The following is an 18135-nucleotide window of genomic DNA, read 5'->3' as shown; positions in this document are numbered from 1 at the left end:
GGTATGAGATACGTCATTCAGATTGAGGATTTGAAAAAAGTGTACCATGTCGGAGATCAGGAAATTCATGCTCTGCGTGAGGTTCAACTTGATATTGCTGACGGTGATTTTGTTGCGATTATGGGACCGTCTGGATCAGGCAAGTCCACGATGATGAATGTTATCGGCTGTCTGGATTTACCTACGTCAGGACAATTTTATTTGGACGGCTATTCGATCTTAGATGCCCGTGAGGATGAACTGGCTATTATACGTAATCAGAAAATCGGATTTGTATTTCAAAAATTTCATTTGCTCCCGCGATCAACGGCTCTGGAGAATGTGGAACTGCCTATGATTTATGCAGGTATTCCTGTCAAGGAGCGTCGTTTGCGGGCAATGGAAGCCCTCACTAGCGTAGGTCTAGGCGATCGGATGAACAATAGGCCGAACGAATTGTCAGGCGGTCAGCAGCAGCGGGTATCCATTGCCCGCGCACTTGTGAACAATCCGGTCATTCTCTTGGCGGATGAACCTACAGGCGCATTGGACTCCAAAACAAGTGTTGAAATAATGGGGATTTTTCAGCGTCTGAATGATCAGGGGAAAACGGTTGTATTGGTTACTCATGATCAAGAGGTTGCGGAATACGCCAAGCGTCTGATTCATTTTCGAGATGGGCGGATTGAAGAGGATCAGCCTGTTGGGAAACGAAGAATGGCGGCAGAGGAAGTGAAGGCATGAAGTTTAAGGAAATTATCCGTGTATCACTCAACAGTTTGCGAACCAATATGCTGCGATCTTTGCTGACCATGGTGGGCATTATTATCGGAGTGGCCGCTGTGATTATGATTGTAGCCATCGGTAAAGGATCAACGGCTACGATTACATCTCAGATCAACAGTATGGGAAATAATCTGCTGATGATCTATCCTTATGCTCCATATGATGGCTCTAGTTCCATGTCGTTCAATCAGACGAAAGGAATATCTCTAAAAGATATCGATGCGCTAGAGCAGCAAAAAGCAGTAGCAGAGGTAGCACCAAGTGCTATGACCAATGCAGATATTACGTGGAGTCGCAATAAGGTCAGCGGACAAATTGAGGGGACTTCACTGGCATTCGTTCATGTGAGAAAGCTGTCACTAGCTCAAGGCAGGTCGTTTACCCACTATGAAGTGGATAAACAAATGAATGTGGCCGTGCTTGGGAGTGATGCGGCCCGTAATATTTTTGGTCCGGATGCCTCCAGAGCGGTCGGTGAGACGATCATGATCAAACAGCTTCCTTTTAAGGTGGTCGGTGTGCTGGCAAATTCCAATTCCAATATGAGTAACAGCGGTCAGCAGGTATATGTACCGATTACAACGGGGATGGAACGGCTAGGCAATATGAGTATTCAGCAGGTGAACGCCTCTGCAACATCAGAGGAGAAGATTGATCAGGCAAGTGCAGAAATTCGGCAGGTGCTTCGTGTCAGACATGAGCTAAAGCCATCAGAGGGCGATGACTTTCAGATCATGACCCAGACGGAAATCTTAAAAACAGTGTCCGGGGTTGATCGGATTATGAATATGCTGCTGGCCGGTGTAGCTGCAATTGCGCTTGGCGTTGGAGGTGTCGGCATTATGAATATTATGCTGGTGTCCGTCACGGAACGTACGAGGGAGATCGGGATTCGTAAAGCGATTGGTGCGCAACGTAGTGATATTATGCTGCAGTTTGTGGCTGAGGCTGTTTTTCTCAGTCTGATGGGTGGACTAGTTGGCGTAATGGTGGGTCTCGGAGGTGCAAAACTGCTTGAGAAATTCGTCCAAATGCCGATTGTGTATTCGATAGAGCCCGTGCTTTACTCTTTTCTGTGCTGTATGGCAGTCGGAGTGTTGTTCGGAGTATATCCGGCGCGGAAGGCGTCTAAGCTGCGTCCAATTGATGCTTTAAGATACGAATAAGAGAGCGGGTACTTCGCCTTACTCGAAAGAGCAGGGTGTAAAGTGCCCGTTTTTTTGTGTTGAATAAGTGTTTTAAATGATAAAAAGACATGAATAACCACTTTAATTTTATATATGTGATGTTTTATATGCTTTTTAAGGTTGATTTATTGTTATATATGACGTATTATATTCAATATTAGATCGCAAGAAAAAAAGGAGGGACGTTCATCATCGACCTTACGGCAAGACAAGTAGAAATTTTAAACATCGTACAAAAGCATGCCCCAATTACCGGGGATCAGATTGCGGAAATGCTTAATCTCAGTAAGGCGACCATTCGGACCGACCTATCCAAATTGGGTATTCTGAATTACATAGATGCAAAGCCCAAGGTCGGATATTTTGTTGGAAAGCGGGGCACGCCGAACCGGGAGGAAAAATTCCGGCTATTGCAAATGAAGGTGGGCGATCTTCACGGGGTTCCAGTCATCGTACGTGAAACAACAACGATTCAGGAAGCTGTTGTAGCTCTCTTTTTGGAAAATGTGAGCAATTTGATCGTTACCGATGAAGACGGAGATTTGGCAGGGGTAGCTTCCCGCAAGGATTTACTTAAGGTAACGTTAGGGAATCCCAATGCAGCAACCATTCCTGTCAGCCTAGTGATGACCCGACAGGCGAATGTTGTCACCGTTTCCCCAGAGGATACGGTATTAGAGGCAGCGCGCAAAATTATTGCCCGTCAAATCGACAGTCTGCCTGTCGTCGTCCCTTCCGACTCCGACAAGCAAGGAGAGCACTGGAAAGTCGTGGGACGTATTACAAAAACAAATATTATTAAAATGTTGCTCGATATGGTAGCAGAGGATTAATGGGAGGAATCGAATGGTTCAGGCGAGCAGTCATTTTATAGCGATCTGTTCAGACTCGATTGGCGAGACGGCAGAAGCTGTCGTACAGGCGACCATGCGCCAGTTTGAGTTACCGGACACAGAGATCAAAAGATTTATGAACGTGAGGGATGAAGACGAACTGAGCCGGGTGATGGAGGAAGTTGCCGAGCGTAGAGGCTTTGTAGCTTATACGCTGGTACAGCCGGAATTGAGAGAGGCGATGAAAGAAGAGGCTGTCCGGCTGAATGTGCGGGCTGTCGACATTATGGGACCAATGATGCAGGCGTTTGCCGATACGTTCCATAACGATCCCAAAGAGAAGCCTGGTCTGCTGCACCGACTGGACGACAACTATTTTCGGCGTGTAGAGGCCTTGGATTTTGCGGTTCAATACGATGATGGCAAAGATGTGAGCGCCATTCTCAAAGCGGATATTGTATTGCTTGGAGTATCCCGTATTTCCAAAACCCCTTTATCCATGTTTCTCGCGCATAAAGGTTATAAAACGGTCAACATACCGGTTGTACCGGAGCTGACACCGCCTGTTCAGTTAAAGGATGTTCAGCATGGTCGAGTGTTCGGATTAACGATCGAGCCAGAGTTACTGTTGAAAATACGCAGTGAGCGACTAAAGGTTATGGGGCTTCCTAATAATGTGCAGTATGCTACAGCGACGAGAGTGGAAGAGGAAATAGCGTATGCGCAGTCTTTGTTTAAAGAGCTGAATTGTCCGGTTATTGATGTTACAGATAAGGCGATTGAAGAGACGGCAGGTTTAATTATCAGAATGTTATAGAGCCTAGTAGCTGCTCATATAACTAAAAATTAAAAACGTAGGATACAGGAGTTTAATAGATAAATAGAAAGATTGCAGCAAAGCTGCCCTAAATATATTCATTTGCTTAAGGGTAATAATTATTTTAGGAGAGGTGGAGGGATAGGTATGGAGAGTCAAATGGCATTGGAATTCGTTCGGGTAACAGAGGCAGCGGCACTGCAATCAGCACAATGGACAGGGCGTGGAGATAAGAATAGCGCAGACGAGGCGGCTACGGTAGCCATCCGCACTCATTTTAATGCGGTATCCATGGACGGCACGGTCGTCATTGGCGAAGGCGAAATGGATGAGGCTCCCATGCTGTATATCGGGGAAAGAGTAGGCAATCGCAGAGGACCGGCTATGGACATCGCTGTCGATCCACTGGAAGGAACCGAAACGGTGGCAAATGGTTTGAATAACGCTCTGTCGGTCATTGCTGCTGCACCTCGTGGTAGTCTACTCCACGCTCCGGATATGTACATGCAAAAAATGGCCGTTGGCCCGGCGCTGGCTGGAAAGCTGTCACTTGAGGACCCAATCCCGACCACATTGTCAAAAGCTGCACGAGCACTCGGTAAATCCTTGTCTGATCTTACCGTGTCCATTCTGGATCGTACACGGCACGCCGGGATTATCAAGCTTCTGCGGGAAAGCGGAGTTCGTATCAAATTGCTAGGCCATGGGGATGTGATGGGCGCGATTGAAACATGCCTGGATAGCGGTGTAGACTTGCATATCGGTTCTGGTGGCGCTCCTGAGGGTGTATTGGCCGCTGCAGCGCTGAAATGCATGGGCGGAGAAATACAGGGCCGTTTGTTGCCTCATGGTGAAGAAGAGATTGAGCGTTGCAAACGTATGGGCATTACTGATCCTGGCGCGTTGCTATCTATGGATGATATGGTCGGACGGCAAGGCGTGATGTTTGTGGCTACAGGTGTAACACCTGGAGAGTGGTTGCAGGGGGTTCGTTCTCTTCCCGGCCACAGAGCGGAAACTCATTCAGTCGTAATGCACTCGGATACAAAAACGATTCGCTTCGTGCGGAGTATCCATCATACAGCTGATTCTTCCGGTACGCTTGCGGTAGCGGCATCTTCTTGAACATTGAAGTCATGGCTTATAGTTCAATAAAACAGCGGTATCTAGGACTTATCCAAGGATACCGCTGTTTTTCATATTTTAGGGTCAATCTAACTGTCATAGAACAGATGAAGTTATCAACTCCATGGAATAAGAATCGAGTATACCTCACTTTTATTGAGTGACGTAAACATAATTATCTTTGTCATGCATCTCTCTTTAGTCTACTTCGTAATTTCTTAACCCTCTAAATGATCTACTAAATGTATATCCAACAATATACGTCTATCTGATTATTGTTTAAGGTATGAAGTACCTTGGCCCTAAAAGTTTGATAAATTTCTCTGCTAGAATAGATCAGCCTTCGAAATCATCCGAGAACTAATTTGGAAAAGCAAATCCTTATGTAAAATTAGAATAACACATTTAAGTAATACTTCTGTCTATTGGGATTATGAATTACTTTGGTCTAATATCTATAGTTATCTATCAAAAGGAATTAATTGCAAGTAGAATTAATTTGGTATACGTGTTAAATTACTAGTCCAGCCAATAAAACAAGATCAAAGATTTTTAATAAGTTTGAACAAGCTGGGAACTTTTACAGATAGACTTAATTGCTTTAAATTGATATATTGTTAGTCTAGCCCGAAAATGATTATTCAATAATATGGGGTGGATGACTCGCCTGGAATTATTTACAGGTTGATTGAATTAGTTGAAAATGTTATATTATTGTTCTGGCTCAAACGAAGCCGAATGATAATTTGATCTTTGAAAACTGAACAACGAGTGAGTACGGATTTTGTTCACAAAATCCAACGCTGAAATTTTGGTACATGCCTTCCAGGCTGTATAAAATGGAAGCAAACAAGAGATATTTTTATCTCGTCAGTTTCAAAATGAGCTTATCGCTCTTTCTATAACCAACTTAGGTTGGTCTTTAATGGAGAGTTTGATCCTGGCTCAGGACGAACGCTGGCGGCGTGCCTAATACATGCAAGTCGAGCGGGGTTACTTAGAAGCTTGCTTCTAAACAACCTAGCGGCGGACGGGTGAGTAACACGTAGGCAACCTGCCCACAAGACAGGGATAACTACAGGAAACGGTAGCTAATACCCGATATATCCTTTTCCTGCATGGGCGAAGGAGGAAAGACGGAGCAATCTGTCACTTGTGGATGGGCCTGCGGCGCATTAGCTAGTTGGTGGGGTAAAGGCCTACCAAGGCGACGATGCGTAGCCGACCTGAGAGGGTGATCGGCCACACTGGGACTGAGACACGGCCCAGACTCCTACGGGAGGCAGCAGTAGGGAATCTTCCGCAATGGGCGAAAGCCTGACGGAGCAACGCCGCGTGAGTGATGAAGGTTTTCGGATCGTAAAGCTCTGTTGCCAGGGAAGAACGTCTTGTAGAGTAACTGCTACAAGAGTGACGGTACCTGAGAAGAAAGCCCCGGCTAACTACGTGCCAGCAGCCGCGGTAATACGTAGGGGGCAAGCGTTGTCCGGAATTATTGGGCGTAAAGCGCGCGCAGGCGGCTCTTTAAGTCTGGTGTTTAATCCCGAGGCTCAACTTCGGGTCGCACTGGAAACTGGGGAGCTTGAGTGCAGAAGAGGAGAGTGGAATTCCACGTGTAGCGGTGAAATGCGTAGAGATGTGGAGGAACACCAGTGGCGAAGGCGACTCTCTGGGCTGTAACTGACGCTGAGGCGCGAAAGCGTGGGGAGCAAACAGGATTAGATACCCTGGTAGTCCACGCCGTAAACGATGAATGCTAGGTGTTAGGGGTTTCGATACCCTTGGTGCCGAAGTTAACACATTAAGCATTCCGCCTGGGGAGTACGGTCGCAAGACTGAAACTCAAAGGAATTGACGGGGACCCGCACAAGCAGTGGAGTATGTGGTTTAATTCGAAGCAACGCGAAGAACCTTACCAGGTCTTGACATCCCTCTGACCGCTGTAGAGATATGGCTTTCCTTCGGGACAGAGGAGACAGGTGGTGCATGGTTGTCGTCAGCTCGTGTCGTGAGATGTTGGGTTAAGTCCCGCAACGAGCGCAACCCTTATGCTTAGTTGCCAGCAGGTCAAGCTGGGCACTCTAAGCAGACTGCCGGTGACAAACCGGAGGAAGGTGGGGATGACGTCAAATCATCATGCCCCTTATGACCTGGGCTACACACGTACTACAATGGCCGGTACAACGGGAAGCGAAGCCGCGAGGTGGAGCCAATCCTAGAAAAGCCGGTCTCAGTTCGGATTGTAGGCTGCAACTCGCCTACATGAAGTCGGAATTGCTAGTAATCGCGGATCAGCATGCCGCGGTGAATACGTTCCCGGGTCTTGTACACACCGCCCGTCACACCACGAGAGTTTACAACACCCGAAGTCGGTGGGGTAACCCGCAAGGGAGCCAGCCGCCGAAGGTGGGGTAGATGATTGGGGTGAAGTCGTAACAAGGTAGCCGTATCGGAAGGTGCGGCTGGATCACCTCCTTTCTATGGAGAATCGTTTCCTGCGATGGAAACATTCAAATTAGCAGGTACATGTACCTGCGACCGGATATTCAATTCGGTTCATCACATTCGTGTGAATAAAATGAATATCCTAAACTTACTCACTCGTTGCTCAGTTTTGAGAGTTCAAACTCTCAAGCTTCGACGAATACTTCATTCACACATCCGTGTGGAACCGAAATATTCATCGGGTTTCGCTTCGATGAAGCGAATTGCACCTTGAAAACTGGATACCGAAACGAAATTGCGTTTTAGAATATTCCTTTAAGCTGATCTTGTGTAAACAAGTGAAATAAAGGTAGCAGGTAAGGAAAGATCTTTTGCCTTTGGCAAAAATCATTCTTTATCGAACATCGACATTTTCTTTTATCAAAGAAAAGTCTAGGTTAAGCTACAAAGAGCACACGGAGGATGCCTAGGCGCCAGGAGCCGACGAAGGACGTGGCGAACAACGATAAGGCCTCGGGGAGCTGTAAGCAAGCTTTGATCCGGGGATGTCCGAATGGGGAAACCCGGCTGTCTTCATCGACAGTCACTACTCACTGAATTCATAGGTGAGTGAGAGGCAGACCAGGGGAACTGAAACATCTAAGTACCCTGAGGAAGAGAAAACAATAGTGATTCCGTCAGTAGCGGCGAGCGAACGCGGATTAGCCCAAACCAAGGAGCTTGCTCCTTGGGGTTGTGGGACGTCTCACATGGAGTTACAAAGGAACCGGTTAGATGAAGAGGTCTGGAAAGGCCCGCCAGAGAAGGTAAAAGCCCTGTAGTTCAAAACTTGTTCCCTCCGAGACGGATCCCGAGTAGTGCGGGGCACGTGAAACCCCGTATGAATCCGGCAGGACCATCTGCCAAGGCTAAATACTCCCTGGCGACCGATAGTGAAGCAGTACCGTGAGGGAAAGGTGAAAAGCACCCCGGAAGGGGAGTGAAATAGATCCTGAAACCGTGTGCTTACAAGAAGTCAGAGCCCGATATAGGGGTGATGGCGTGCCTTTTGTAGAATGAACCGGCGAGTTACGTTCCCGTGCAAGGTTAAGGTGAAGAGCTGAAGCCGCAGCGAAAGCGAGTCTGAATAGGGCGAATGAGTACGTGGACGTAGACCCGAAACCGGGTGATCTACCCCTGTCCAGGGTGAAGGTGCGGTAACACGCACTGGAGGCCCGAACCCACGCATGTTGAAAAATGCGGGGATGAGGTGGGGGTAGCGGAGAAATTCCAATCGAACCCGGAGATAGCTGGTTCTCCCCGAAATAGCTTTAGGGCTAGCCTCGGAAAGAAGAATCGTGGAGGTAGAGCACTGATTGGGTGCGGGGCCCGCAAGGGTTACCAAGCTCAGTCAAACTCCGAATGCCATAGATTTAGTTCCGGGAGTCAGACAGTGAGTGCTAAGATCCATTGTCGAAAGGGAAACAGCCCAGACCATCAGCTAAGGTCCCCAAGTGTGTGTTAAGTGGGAAAGGATGTGGAGTTGCACAGACAACCAGGATGTTGGCTTAGAAGCAGCCACCATTGAAAGAGTGCGTAATAGCTCACTGGTCGAGTGACTCTGCGCCGAAAATGTAACGGGGCTAAACACACCACCGAAGCTATGGCTTGATGCTTTGCATCAGGGGTAGGGGAGCGTTGAATGCGGGTTGAAGGTGTACCGTAAGGAGCGCTGGACTGCATTCAAGTGAGAATGCCGGTATGAGTAACGAAAAGATCTGTGAGAATCAGATCCGCCGAAAGCCTAAGGGTTCCTGAGGAAGGTTCGTCCGCTCAGGGTAAGTCGGGACCTAAGGCGAGGCCGATAGGCGTAGTCGAAGGACAACAGGTCGAAATTCCTGTACCACCGTAATCCGCTATGAGCGATGGGGTGACGCAGTAGGGTAGTGACGCGGACGGATGGATGTCCGTCTAAGCAGTGAGGCTGGTGTGTAGGCAAATCCGCACATCGTTAAGGCTGGGCTGTGATGGGGAGCGAAAATTATAGTAGCGAAGGTCATGATCTCAGACTGCCAAGAAAAGCCTCTAGCCAGGAGAAGGTGCCCGTACCGCAAACCGACACAGGTAGGCGAGAAGAGAATTCTAAGGCGCGCGGAAGAACTCTCGTTAAGGAACTCGGCAAAATGACCCCGTAACTTCGGGAGAAGGGGTGCCTCGGTAGGGTGAATAGCCCGAGGGGGCCGCAGTGAAAAGGCCCAAGCGACTGTTTAGCAAAAACACAGGTCTGTGCGAAGCCGCAAGGCGAAGTATACGGGCTGACGCCTGCCCGGTGCTGGAAGGTTAAGGGGAGTGGTAAGCTCGCAAGAGCGAAGCTATGAACCGAAGCCCCAGTAAACGGCGGCCGTAACTATAACGGTCCTAAGGTAGCGAAATTCCTTGTCAGGTAAATTCTGACCCGCACGAATGGCGTAACGACTTGGGCGCTGTCTCAACGAGAGATCCGGTGAAATTTTAATACCTGTGAAGATGCAGGTTACCCGCGACAAGACGGAAAGACCCCATGGAGCTTTACTGCAGCTTGATATTGAATTTGGGTACGATCTGTACAGGATAGGTGGGAGCCGTCGAACTTTGAGCGCCAGCTTGAAGGGAGGCATCCTTGGGATACCACCCTGATCGTATCTAGGTTCTAACTTGGTACCGTGAACCGGTGCGAGGACAGTGTCAGGTGGGCAGTTTGACTGGGGCGGTCGCCTCCTAAAGAGTAACGGAGGCGCCCCAAGGTTCCCTCAGAATGGTTGGAAATCATTCGAAGAGTGCAAAGGCAGAAGGGAGCTTGACTGCGAGACCTACAAGTCGAGCAGGGACGAAAGTCGGGCTTAGTGATCCGGTGGTACCGCATGGAAGGGCCATCGCTCAACGGATAAAAGCTACCCTGGGGATAACAGGCTTATCTCCCCCAAGAGTCCACATCGACGGGGAGGTTTGGCACCTCGATGTCGGCTCATCGCATCCTGGGGCTGAAGTAGGTCCCAAGGGTTGGGCTGTTCGCCCATTAAAGCGGTACGCGAGCTGGGTTCAGAACGTCGTGAGACAGTTCGGTCCCTATCTGTCGTGGGCGTAGGAAATTTGAGAGGAGCTGTCCTTAGTACGAGAGGACCGGGATGGACGTACCGCTGGTGTACCAGTTGTTCCGCCAGGAGCACCGCTGGGTAGCTATGTACGGAAGGGATAAGCGCTGAAAGCATCTAAGCGTGAAGCCCCCCTCAAGATGAGATTTCCCAATTAGTAAGACCCCTTGAAGACGACGAGGTGGATAGGTTGGGGGTGGAAGTGCAGTAATGCATGGAGCTGACCAATACTAATCGGTCGAGGGCTTATCCTAAGAATAAAACGCAAATGAGTTTCGGATCCAGTTTTCAGGGTGTAACCTTGAAGGTATGTAGAAATACATACGAAATACGCATTGAAATTCATTCACACAGCTGTGATGAACCGAGTTTCAATACGGTAGAATTTGCATAGCAAATTCATGTTTGGTGGCGATAGCGGAGGGGTTCCACACGTACCCATCCCGAACACGACCGTTAAGCCCTCCAGCGCCGATGGTACTTGGACCGCAGGGTCCTGGGAGAGTAGGACGTCGCCAAGCACGATAAAAGAGAGCACAGCCTTAATGGGCTGTGCTCTCAGATTGTCGAGAAACCCCGTCATTTTGAGACGTGGGTTTCTTTTTTACATCATAATGCTCTGGTCTCTGGAGAAGCAGGGGGGTTACCCCTGTTTCTCCAGGCGATCTAGGTGGATCGCCATCTTCTTCATGTTCTGCACGGCTGCCGTCATAAGGGCTTGTTCCCTGACGTTTGGAAGACCGCGCAAACGGCAATAGCGAAACCCATGGAGCTCTTTGGCATCCGCGAAGCTTCGCTCAATCGTCTCTTTTCGTTTGCGGTACAGCTTTTTACCAGATGGGCTCAGCCGGTTGCTCCGTACCCACTCTTTGCTGTCTTCCCAGACATGCCGAGTCACCACTTTGCGGTGGTTTCGAGACTGGGTACACTGACTTAGCAGTGGGCAATGCTGGCACTGAGCTGGGTCAGAGGCATACTGCCGGTATCCCTTACGGTCCGTCGTTCGGTAGGGCAGTTCCTGTTGGGCTGGGCATCTATACGCATTGCGTTTGGCATCGTATTCAAACTTCCATTTCGGAAACAGTCCTTGTCTGGGATGGAATCTTCGGTGAGCAATCACGGCAAAAATCTTTCGGTTCTGCAAACCTCGGCAAATCGGCGTTGTTAAATAACCTGAATCTAGTGCAACAGCTTCTACTTGAAAACCAAAACGTTCTCTTTGGCGATCCAAACGGGACAAATAGGGGACAGAATCATGTACATTCCCTGGTGTCACATGCACGTCCGTAATCAGATTGTACTTCATATCCACCGTGCGGTGGTCCAGATAGAAGAAGCCTTCGGGCTTGCCATCACGGATCATATAGCCGCTGTCCGGGTCTGTTTTGCTCACTTTAATTTCTTTTTCTTCATTCACTTCCTCTCGGGATTTTAAGGCTTTTTTCCGTGGTTTCTCCGGTCATCCTTCACCGCTTCGTTCAGCTCGTCCATATAGTCTTTAGTATTTTGCAACACATGTTCTTTGGTGTACTGGTGCCTGTTAGCATTGGCTTTGACGTGTGTGGAATCGGTGACGAGAACACGCCCACCCACCATTCGGTGAGAGATCGCCTGCAGCACAATTTCATCGAAGATATCTTGAAAGATCGTGATGTCTTTAAAGCGAGTGCGACGATTCCAGCTAATCGTCGTATGGTCCGGAACTTTATCCGTTAAGCCCAACCCCAGAAACCAACGATAAGCTAGGTTCGTCTGAATTTCTCGCTCGAGTTGCCGTTCTGAGCGAATGCCATAGAAATAACCGAGAAAGATCATTTTAAACAATACGGTAGGATCAATGGCAGGACGCCCGTTGTCTGCACAATACAGTGGTCGAACTTTATCATCGATAAACGAAAAATCGATATACTTATCTACTTTGCGGAGCAAGTGATCTTGAGGAACCAGATCTTCGATGGAAACAAATTCGTAGGATTGTTGTTTTTCGCGGTTGGAGCGTAGCATATCAACACCATCCGTTCTACAATAGTTACCTATATTATACAACATTAACGCGGTGTCGTCTTAAACAAAATTAACATAAAATAGGCTGTCGAGACTTTCTCGACAGCCTGAGAGCACAGCCTTAATGGGCTGTGCTCTTTTTGTATACCATAAGGCTTTCGCATTTTGGAAATTATATATACATGAACCCATACATATACTCCATTCCACTAAATTAATAAGATTGGGGGATAACTACAATAAAGCTTACAACACTCTGCATATCGACCGATAGTGAAGTCAAACATAATGAAATTTATAAAGCAGCAAGTCTCCAACAACGGGGAGCCTTGCTGTTTGCCGCTACTGTTTTTTGAGAGGGTGAAAGATTAAAAGTAAGGCTATAAATTTCTAGAGAATAGGTACTTTTGAAGCGAGATAGAAACGTTTTTATTAGAGTTTGAAAAGAAAATTCATAGATTTAGGAGAGAAAAATTCAATTCGAACTGGATTTTTTAGACGAAGAGTCAGAAAAAAATATGAAAAAAATGGTCCTTTATGACTATGGAATAACAATATTTATTACAAAAATAAAGAGTTATTAATTTTGTCTTATGTGAGCTTGATACAAATCCAATCCAATATTTAGGTGATTGAAGAGAGCTGCGGAAAAAGTCGGAATTTGTCGGATGATATCAGGTTGAATTTGTTACATTTATGTTAATGGCAAGTAAAGATAAAATTGTTGTAGGATAAGGGGTTGGGACCTCAATGTAAATCAAAATGAGTTCAGTTTTACAAAATTCGTGAAAACCTGAAATCTTGTTTTAAACTAAATTAACAGATCATGATTGACAGATAACTCATACAAAAAGTGAAATTGTTGCTTTTGAAGTTTGGAAACAAATAACATAATATGGATTTTATTTTATTTTTATGAGCTCTATCAATTTAGCCCTTTTGTCCCATGCCAAGTGGTTTTAAAGTTTGTATATTTAAAAACAGTTAGAAAGTGTTGGAAGAAAAAAAGAGATATAAGGATTTACTGTAAAATTATGAACTGCATAGAGGATGGAGGAATTCTTATGACAACTCGATCACAATCTTGGTTCGCGAAAACAGAGGTCCAACCGACTACGAAGCTCCAACTATTTTGCTTTCCCTACGCCGGTGGTGGTGCTTATATATTTAACTCTTGGAAGTCCAGGTTTGCGCCTGACATTAGCGTGTTGCCTATACAACTTCCAGGACGTGAAAGCCGCTCAACAGAAGCTCCATTGGATACTCTTCAAGACATCGTTCAATCGTTGGTTCCAGCTATGGCTCCATACATACATAAGCCGTTCGCTTTTTTTGGACACAGTATGGGGGCACTGATTGCATTTGAAACAGCACGGCAATTGTACAGCAAAACTGGAAAGCTACCTGAGCATATCATCATATCCGGTAAATCCGCACCACATATTCCATATTCCAAAAAACGACTCCATGATTTAGCAGACGATTCTTTCACCGAAGAGCTTCGTTTGATGCAGGGAACACCTGAAGAGGTGCTGCAAAATGCAGAATTGATGCAAATTATTATGCCTCGTCTGCGTGCAGATTTTAAGGTATGTGAAACTTATGTTTATCAGCCGGGAAATCCATTGATATGTCCGATGACTGTTTTAGGCGGAATGAAGGATTTTGAGGTTAGCACAGATTCACTGCATGCCTGGCAACAGCATACGACATCACCTATGGATGTTCGAATGTTCGAAGGTAATCACTTTTTCATCCATGAACAAGAACAAGAGGTTATGAGCACAGTCGAGAACATTCTTTCTACATCCTCGCCGATGGCCCACGCGGCGGGAGCTCATACAGCTTACAACACAAGCACCCTACAACCACGATTCAGACAGAGTTAAATGTCCCACACATCACGATACACTTCGTTATTACCATCTCAGCAACAATCAACAACCAACCCACACCAAGATGCAAATTCCAGCATAGTTCAAAATCGCATTTTATTCTGTACGGATACTCATGCATCCAAACCCAGAGTTTATCTCAACGACGTCCACAGCCAATATAAAAAGTTCGCACTGAAAAAGTGTGGGCAGCGAAAAGAGGGATGCCCTTGTTTCGATTAAATTCTGCTTTTCGGAGACTCGCACGTTATGTAAGGCCGTATAATCTATGGGTTTTCATAACGGTGATCACCTCCTTGTGTTTGGCAGCTATTGACATTATTTTGGGTAAGGCCATTGAGCAAATGGCACAGGGGACATTCTCCTCTACCCAGAACATGATCTATCTGGTTGTTGGTATGACGCTAATTGGAATGCCCTGTAAGTTTGTGATGAGGTACGCTTCAGCGCGATTTAGTGTTAGTGCTCTGCGCGACTTGAGAGGCGATCTCGTACATAAGTTTTGCGATTTACCGGTTTCCAGCGTGGAAAGGAAATTTACCGGAGATTTGGTATCCCGTCTAACCAATAATACGGCAGTATTACAGAACTTTTTTATCCAGCAGTTTGCCAATCTGTTCTATTTACCGCTCGTGTTTACGGCATCACTCATATTGCTTTTACTGACAAGCTGGAAACTGATATTGACAAGTCTTGCGCTCATGCCAATAGGAATGATCATAACATCACTAATGAGCAAGCCAATTGAAAAATACTCCGCGGATCTTCAGGAGAAAATTGCTCATTTGAACGCTGTGGGGCAAGATGCAATCGGAGGAATCCCTATCGTCAAGGCATTCAATATGCAAGCTGTGCTGTTGAAGAAGTATATGGTGATTATGGAGGAGGTCGTCAAGCGCGGCTTACGGCTAGAAAAGCGCTATGCAGCCATTACTCCGGTAGGTGTGATGATGCTAGCAACACCGATTATTTTGGTCATTGTATACGGAGGATACCTGATACAACATGGAGAGTTGAATGCTGGAGGCATTGTACTTTTTTTATACCTGATTTCGTTCATATTGCAGCCGATTGCCATGCTGCCGACGATCATTTCGCAAATGAAGGAAGCGGGTGGAGCCGCAAAGCATTTGTTTGAGGTGCTGGATTGGCAGAATGAACGTCAGGACGGCGAAATGACCTTGGTAGATCAGAAGCGAGAGAATAGGGCGCCTCATTTGAAAGACGATGCAGATGGGGAAGCCAACCGAATGAGTGAAGGCGGAGCAGAAAGTGATGATGACGTTGATAGTGTTGCTGTAGTCAGCTTTGAGCATTTGACCTTTGGCTACGATGAAGGGAACACAGTGCTGAAGGATATCAGCTTCCAGGCAGGGCAAGGGGATATGGTCGCGATTGTCGGTGCCAGCGGTGGGGGTAAAAGCACGATTTTCAAGCTGCTTTGCGGATTTAATGAACCTGGAGAGCATGCTGGAACCATTCAACTATTTGGAAAGAGTTTGACAGATTGGAATTTAACAAGCCTGCGCAGTCATATTTCGATGGTATCTCAGGAGCCGTCGCTTTTTCCGGCCACCATTGCAGAAAATATCGGATATGGACGTTTGGAGGCGACTCGAGAAGAAATTGTCGAGGCGGCGAAAGCGGCACATGCGCATGATTTTATTGTTCAACTTCCCGAGGGCTATGAAACCCTGTTGAGCGAGCGGGGAGGCGGATTGTCTGGCGGTCAAAAACAGCGTATTTCCATAGCAAGAGCATTACTGAAAAATGCTCCGCTGCTTTTATTGGACGAGCCGACTTCAGCACTCGATAGTCAGTCGGAGGCTCAGGTGCAGAATGCGATGAATGCGGTAATGCAAAACCGGACGGTACTGGTCATTGCTCATCGACTGTCAACCGTACGTCAGGCGAATCGCATTATTGTACTCGATCAGGGGAGCATTGTGGAATCGGGTTCTCATGAGGAATTACTGGGTCGTGATGGTGTGTACCGAAAGCTGTATTTGAAAAATTTTGAAGAAGAACAGCATACGGCGGAAAACGGTAATTCGTTGCCTGAGGAAAGGGGTGAGCGTCGTGACCTTCAAGCAGGGGTTTTATGAATTTAAGCAGTTGATGTCCCTGATGAAGCCGCACCGAAAATGGTATTTTACCGGGCTGGTTGGCAATAGTCTGACCAATGCCAGCATCACGATTTTACTTTCTTTTGTGGTGCATTATTTGCTGAATTTCGCGGTTAATGGCAATGTACAGGAGCTATACCGAGCGGTCTATTTGGTCAGTGGTACATTTTTGGCATTAAGTCTTATCTCCCCCCTGTGCAGCTATATGTATAAACGGTGTGTAAAGCTGGCGATTGCTGATGTACGAATGAAACTATTTGGCCACATTGTCAAGCTATCGTACGAAAAAGCCGAAAAACACCATTCGGGTGATCTTGTATCCCGTATGACGAACGATGTACAGGCGCTAGAGCAGGCTTACACCGTTCATATTCGCTCGATTATACTGGAAATTTCGCTTTTCTTGGGCTCGTTGGTCATTTTGATGGCTTTGGATTGGCGATTTGGGATTATGGCGGTTGTACTTGGACTGGCTTCAGCCTGGATAAATGCTCATTTCGCGAAGAAAATGCGAAAGACGAGTGAAGAGTTACAGGGACGGATGAGCAGGTTCACGGAACGATTGAGTGATTTGCTTTCCGGTTTGCAGACGGTGAAGTTGTTTGGGTTGAGGACAAAGGTAGGTGGACTATGTAACGATGCAAGCGAGGACATCAATCGCATCAGCATCCGGCAGGGACGTCATATGGGCTTGCAGGATATGTGCAATTTTGTCATAGAGTTCATTACGCTGGGCGGTGTGCTTGTCGCCGGATTGATTCTGGTATCGCAGAAGCAAATGGAACTGGGAGTATTGGGACAGATTGTACAACTGCAAACCGGTATTTCAACGGTATTTTTGGAGCTAGGGGCGGCTGTAACACTGTTACAAAACTCCTTGGCAGGCTTGGCGCGTATCCGCGAAATTCTGGATGAGTCGAAGGAAGAGGAACAGTTCCCCGCGGCTAAAAAGAAGGGACCGCTGACTAGGCTTAGCGATCCCGAGACGGCAGCTTTATCAGCCCGTGAATCTGGGGAATTCTATGGCGATGTTGAAACCTTAGGTTCAGACCACGCCATTGAACAGACTCCGGCTGCGCTGGAGCTGCACGACATCACCTTTGGCTATCAGCCTGACCATCCAACGCTGCAAAGGTTAAACTTGGTCGTGCCGGAAGGGCAGGTCACTGCACTTGTCGGTCCGAGTGGTGGTGGCAAAAGCACAGTCATGAAGTTGTTGCTGGGATTTTACCCACCGGATGAAGGTGTGCTGCGGGTTCGTGGTCGTTTGGCAGAAGAATTTCCGTTGGATGAGGTCAGGGATTTGATGGCCTATGTACCACAGGAGGCTACGCTGTTCCACGGTACAGTAGCGGATAATATCCGTTTTGGCTCACCGACTGCCACGGATGAGGAAGTGGAGGCTGCAGCCAAAACAGCCTATGCCAGCGGCTTCATAGCCGAGTTGCCAGAGGGGTACGACACGATTGTCGGTGAACGCGGAGCCAATTTGTCCGGCGGTCAAAGACAGCGGATTGCAATTGCCCGTGCTTTGCTCAAAAATGCACCGATTTTGCTATTGGATGAAGCGACCTCGGCTTTGGATGCAGAATCGGAATATGAAGTCCAGCAGGGCTTAAATGAGTTGATGAAGGATCGTACGACATTAGTTATTGCCCATCGATTGTCTACGATTGAACGGGCGGATACGATCTGTGTCCTTGCCGATGGCGAACTGAAAGAGCAAGGTACCCATGATCAGCTCCTTGCCGAGGGCGGCCATTATGCAGAGCTGTATGAGCTTCAATTTCGAAAGCATCCCGAGGAACAAACCGCATGAATATGCGAT

At 47.3% G+C, this 18135-nt stretch carries 9 protein-coding genes and 3 rRNA genes; 11 read left to right on the top strand and 1 reads right to left on the bottom strand.

Features of this window, described 5'->3' with window-relative positions; translation table 11 throughout:
- Nucleotides 1-3 precede the first annotated feature (3 nt).
- The 8 genes from ACEN8J_RS11100 to rrf all read left to right on the top strand — a co-directional run bounded on the left by ACEN8J_RS11100 (nt 4) and on the right by rrf (nt 10803).
- Nucleotides 4-723, top strand: a complete 720-nt coding sequence (locus tag ACEN8J_RS11100; protein ID WP_029518437.1) for an ABC transporter ATP-binding protein — start codon at nt 4-6, stop codon at nt 721-723.
- Nucleotides 720-1931, top strand: coding sequence for an ABC transporter permease (locus tag ACEN8J_RS11095; protein ID WP_029518436.1), 1212 nt, complete (start codon nt 720-722; stop codon nt 1929-1931). Before ACEN8J_RS11100 ends, ACEN8J_RS11095 begins: the two co-directional genes overlap by 4 nt.
- A gap of 182 nt (nt 1932-2113) precedes the next feature.
- The gene (locus ACEN8J_RS11090) at nt 2114-2785 is read left to right on the top strand and encodes a helix-turn-helix transcriptional regulator (RefSeq protein ID WP_185156381.1); all 672 of its coding nucleotides are present in this window, start codon (nt 2114-2116) and stop codon (nt 2783-2785) included.
- Nucleotides 2786-2798: 13 nt separating this feature from the next.
- The gene (locus ACEN8J_RS11085) at nt 2799-3602 is read left to right on the top strand and encodes a pyruvate, water dikinase regulatory protein (RefSeq protein ID WP_165150816.1); all 804 of its coding nucleotides are present in this window, start codon (nt 2799-2801) and stop codon (nt 3600-3602) included.
- 147 nt (nt 3603-3749) lie between these two features.
- Nucleotides 3750-4727, top strand: coding sequence for a class II fructose-bisphosphatase (glpX, locus tag ACEN8J_RS11080; RefSeq protein WP_165150815.1), 978 nt, complete (start codon nt 3750-3752; stop codon nt 4725-4727).
- A 922-nt stretch (nt 4728-5649) separates the two neighbouring features.
- Nucleotides 5650-7205: ribosomal RNA gene (locus ACEN8J_RS11075) — 16S ribosomal RNA — on the top strand.
- 402 nt (nt 7206-7607) lie between these two features.
- Nucleotides 7608-10536, top strand: a 23S ribosomal RNA gene (locus ACEN8J_RS11070).
- A gap of 150 nt (nt 10537-10686) precedes the next feature.
- Nucleotides 10687-10803 (top strand): 5S ribosomal RNA (gene rrf, locus ACEN8J_RS11065).
- Together the 16S, 23S and 5S rRNA genes form the textbook arrangement of a ribosomal RNA operon.
- Before the next feature lie 122 nt (nt 10804-10925).
- On the opposite strand, the gene ACEN8J_RS11060 is transcribed toward rrf, so the two are convergent.
- Nucleotides 10926-12286, bottom strand: a protein-coding gene (locus ACEN8J_RS11060) for an IS1182 family transposase (protein ID WP_495594500.1) whose coding sequence is annotated in 2 segments (ribosomal slippage) — nt 10926-11719 and nt 11719-12286 — 1362 coding nt in all. Because the reading frame shifts where the segments join, the coding sequence is not laid out codon by codon here.
- A 1064-nt stretch (nt 12287-13350) separates the two neighbouring features.
- Here ACEN8J_RS11060 and ACEN8J_RS11055 point away from each other — a divergent pair.
- From ACEN8J_RS11055 to ACEN8J_RS11045, 3 genes are all read left to right on the top strand, one after another.
- Nucleotides 13351-14175, top strand: coding sequence for a thioesterase II family protein (locus ACEN8J_RS11055; RefSeq protein ID WP_495594499.1), 825 nt, complete (start codon nt 13351-13353; stop codon nt 14173-14175).
- 215 nt (nt 14176-14390) lie between these two features.
- Entirely contained in the window at nt 14391-16286 is a 1896-nt protein-coding gene (locus ACEN8J_RS11050) for an ABC transporter ATP-binding protein (RefSeq protein ID WP_495594498.1), read from the top strand.
- Complete coding sequence (locus ACEN8J_RS11045; protein ID WP_495594497.1) at nt 16261-18126, top strand: ABC transporter ATP-binding protein; 1866 nt, start codon at nt 16261-16263, stop codon at nt 18124-18126. The genes ACEN8J_RS11050 and ACEN8J_RS11045 overlap by 26 nt, the downstream gene beginning before the upstream one ends.
- The last annotated feature ends 9 nt before the right edge of the window (nt 18127-18135 follow it).

Source organism: Paenibacillus sp. Paensp38, assembly GCF_059491915.1.
This window is presented reverse-complemented; position numbering and strand designations above follow the sequence as displayed.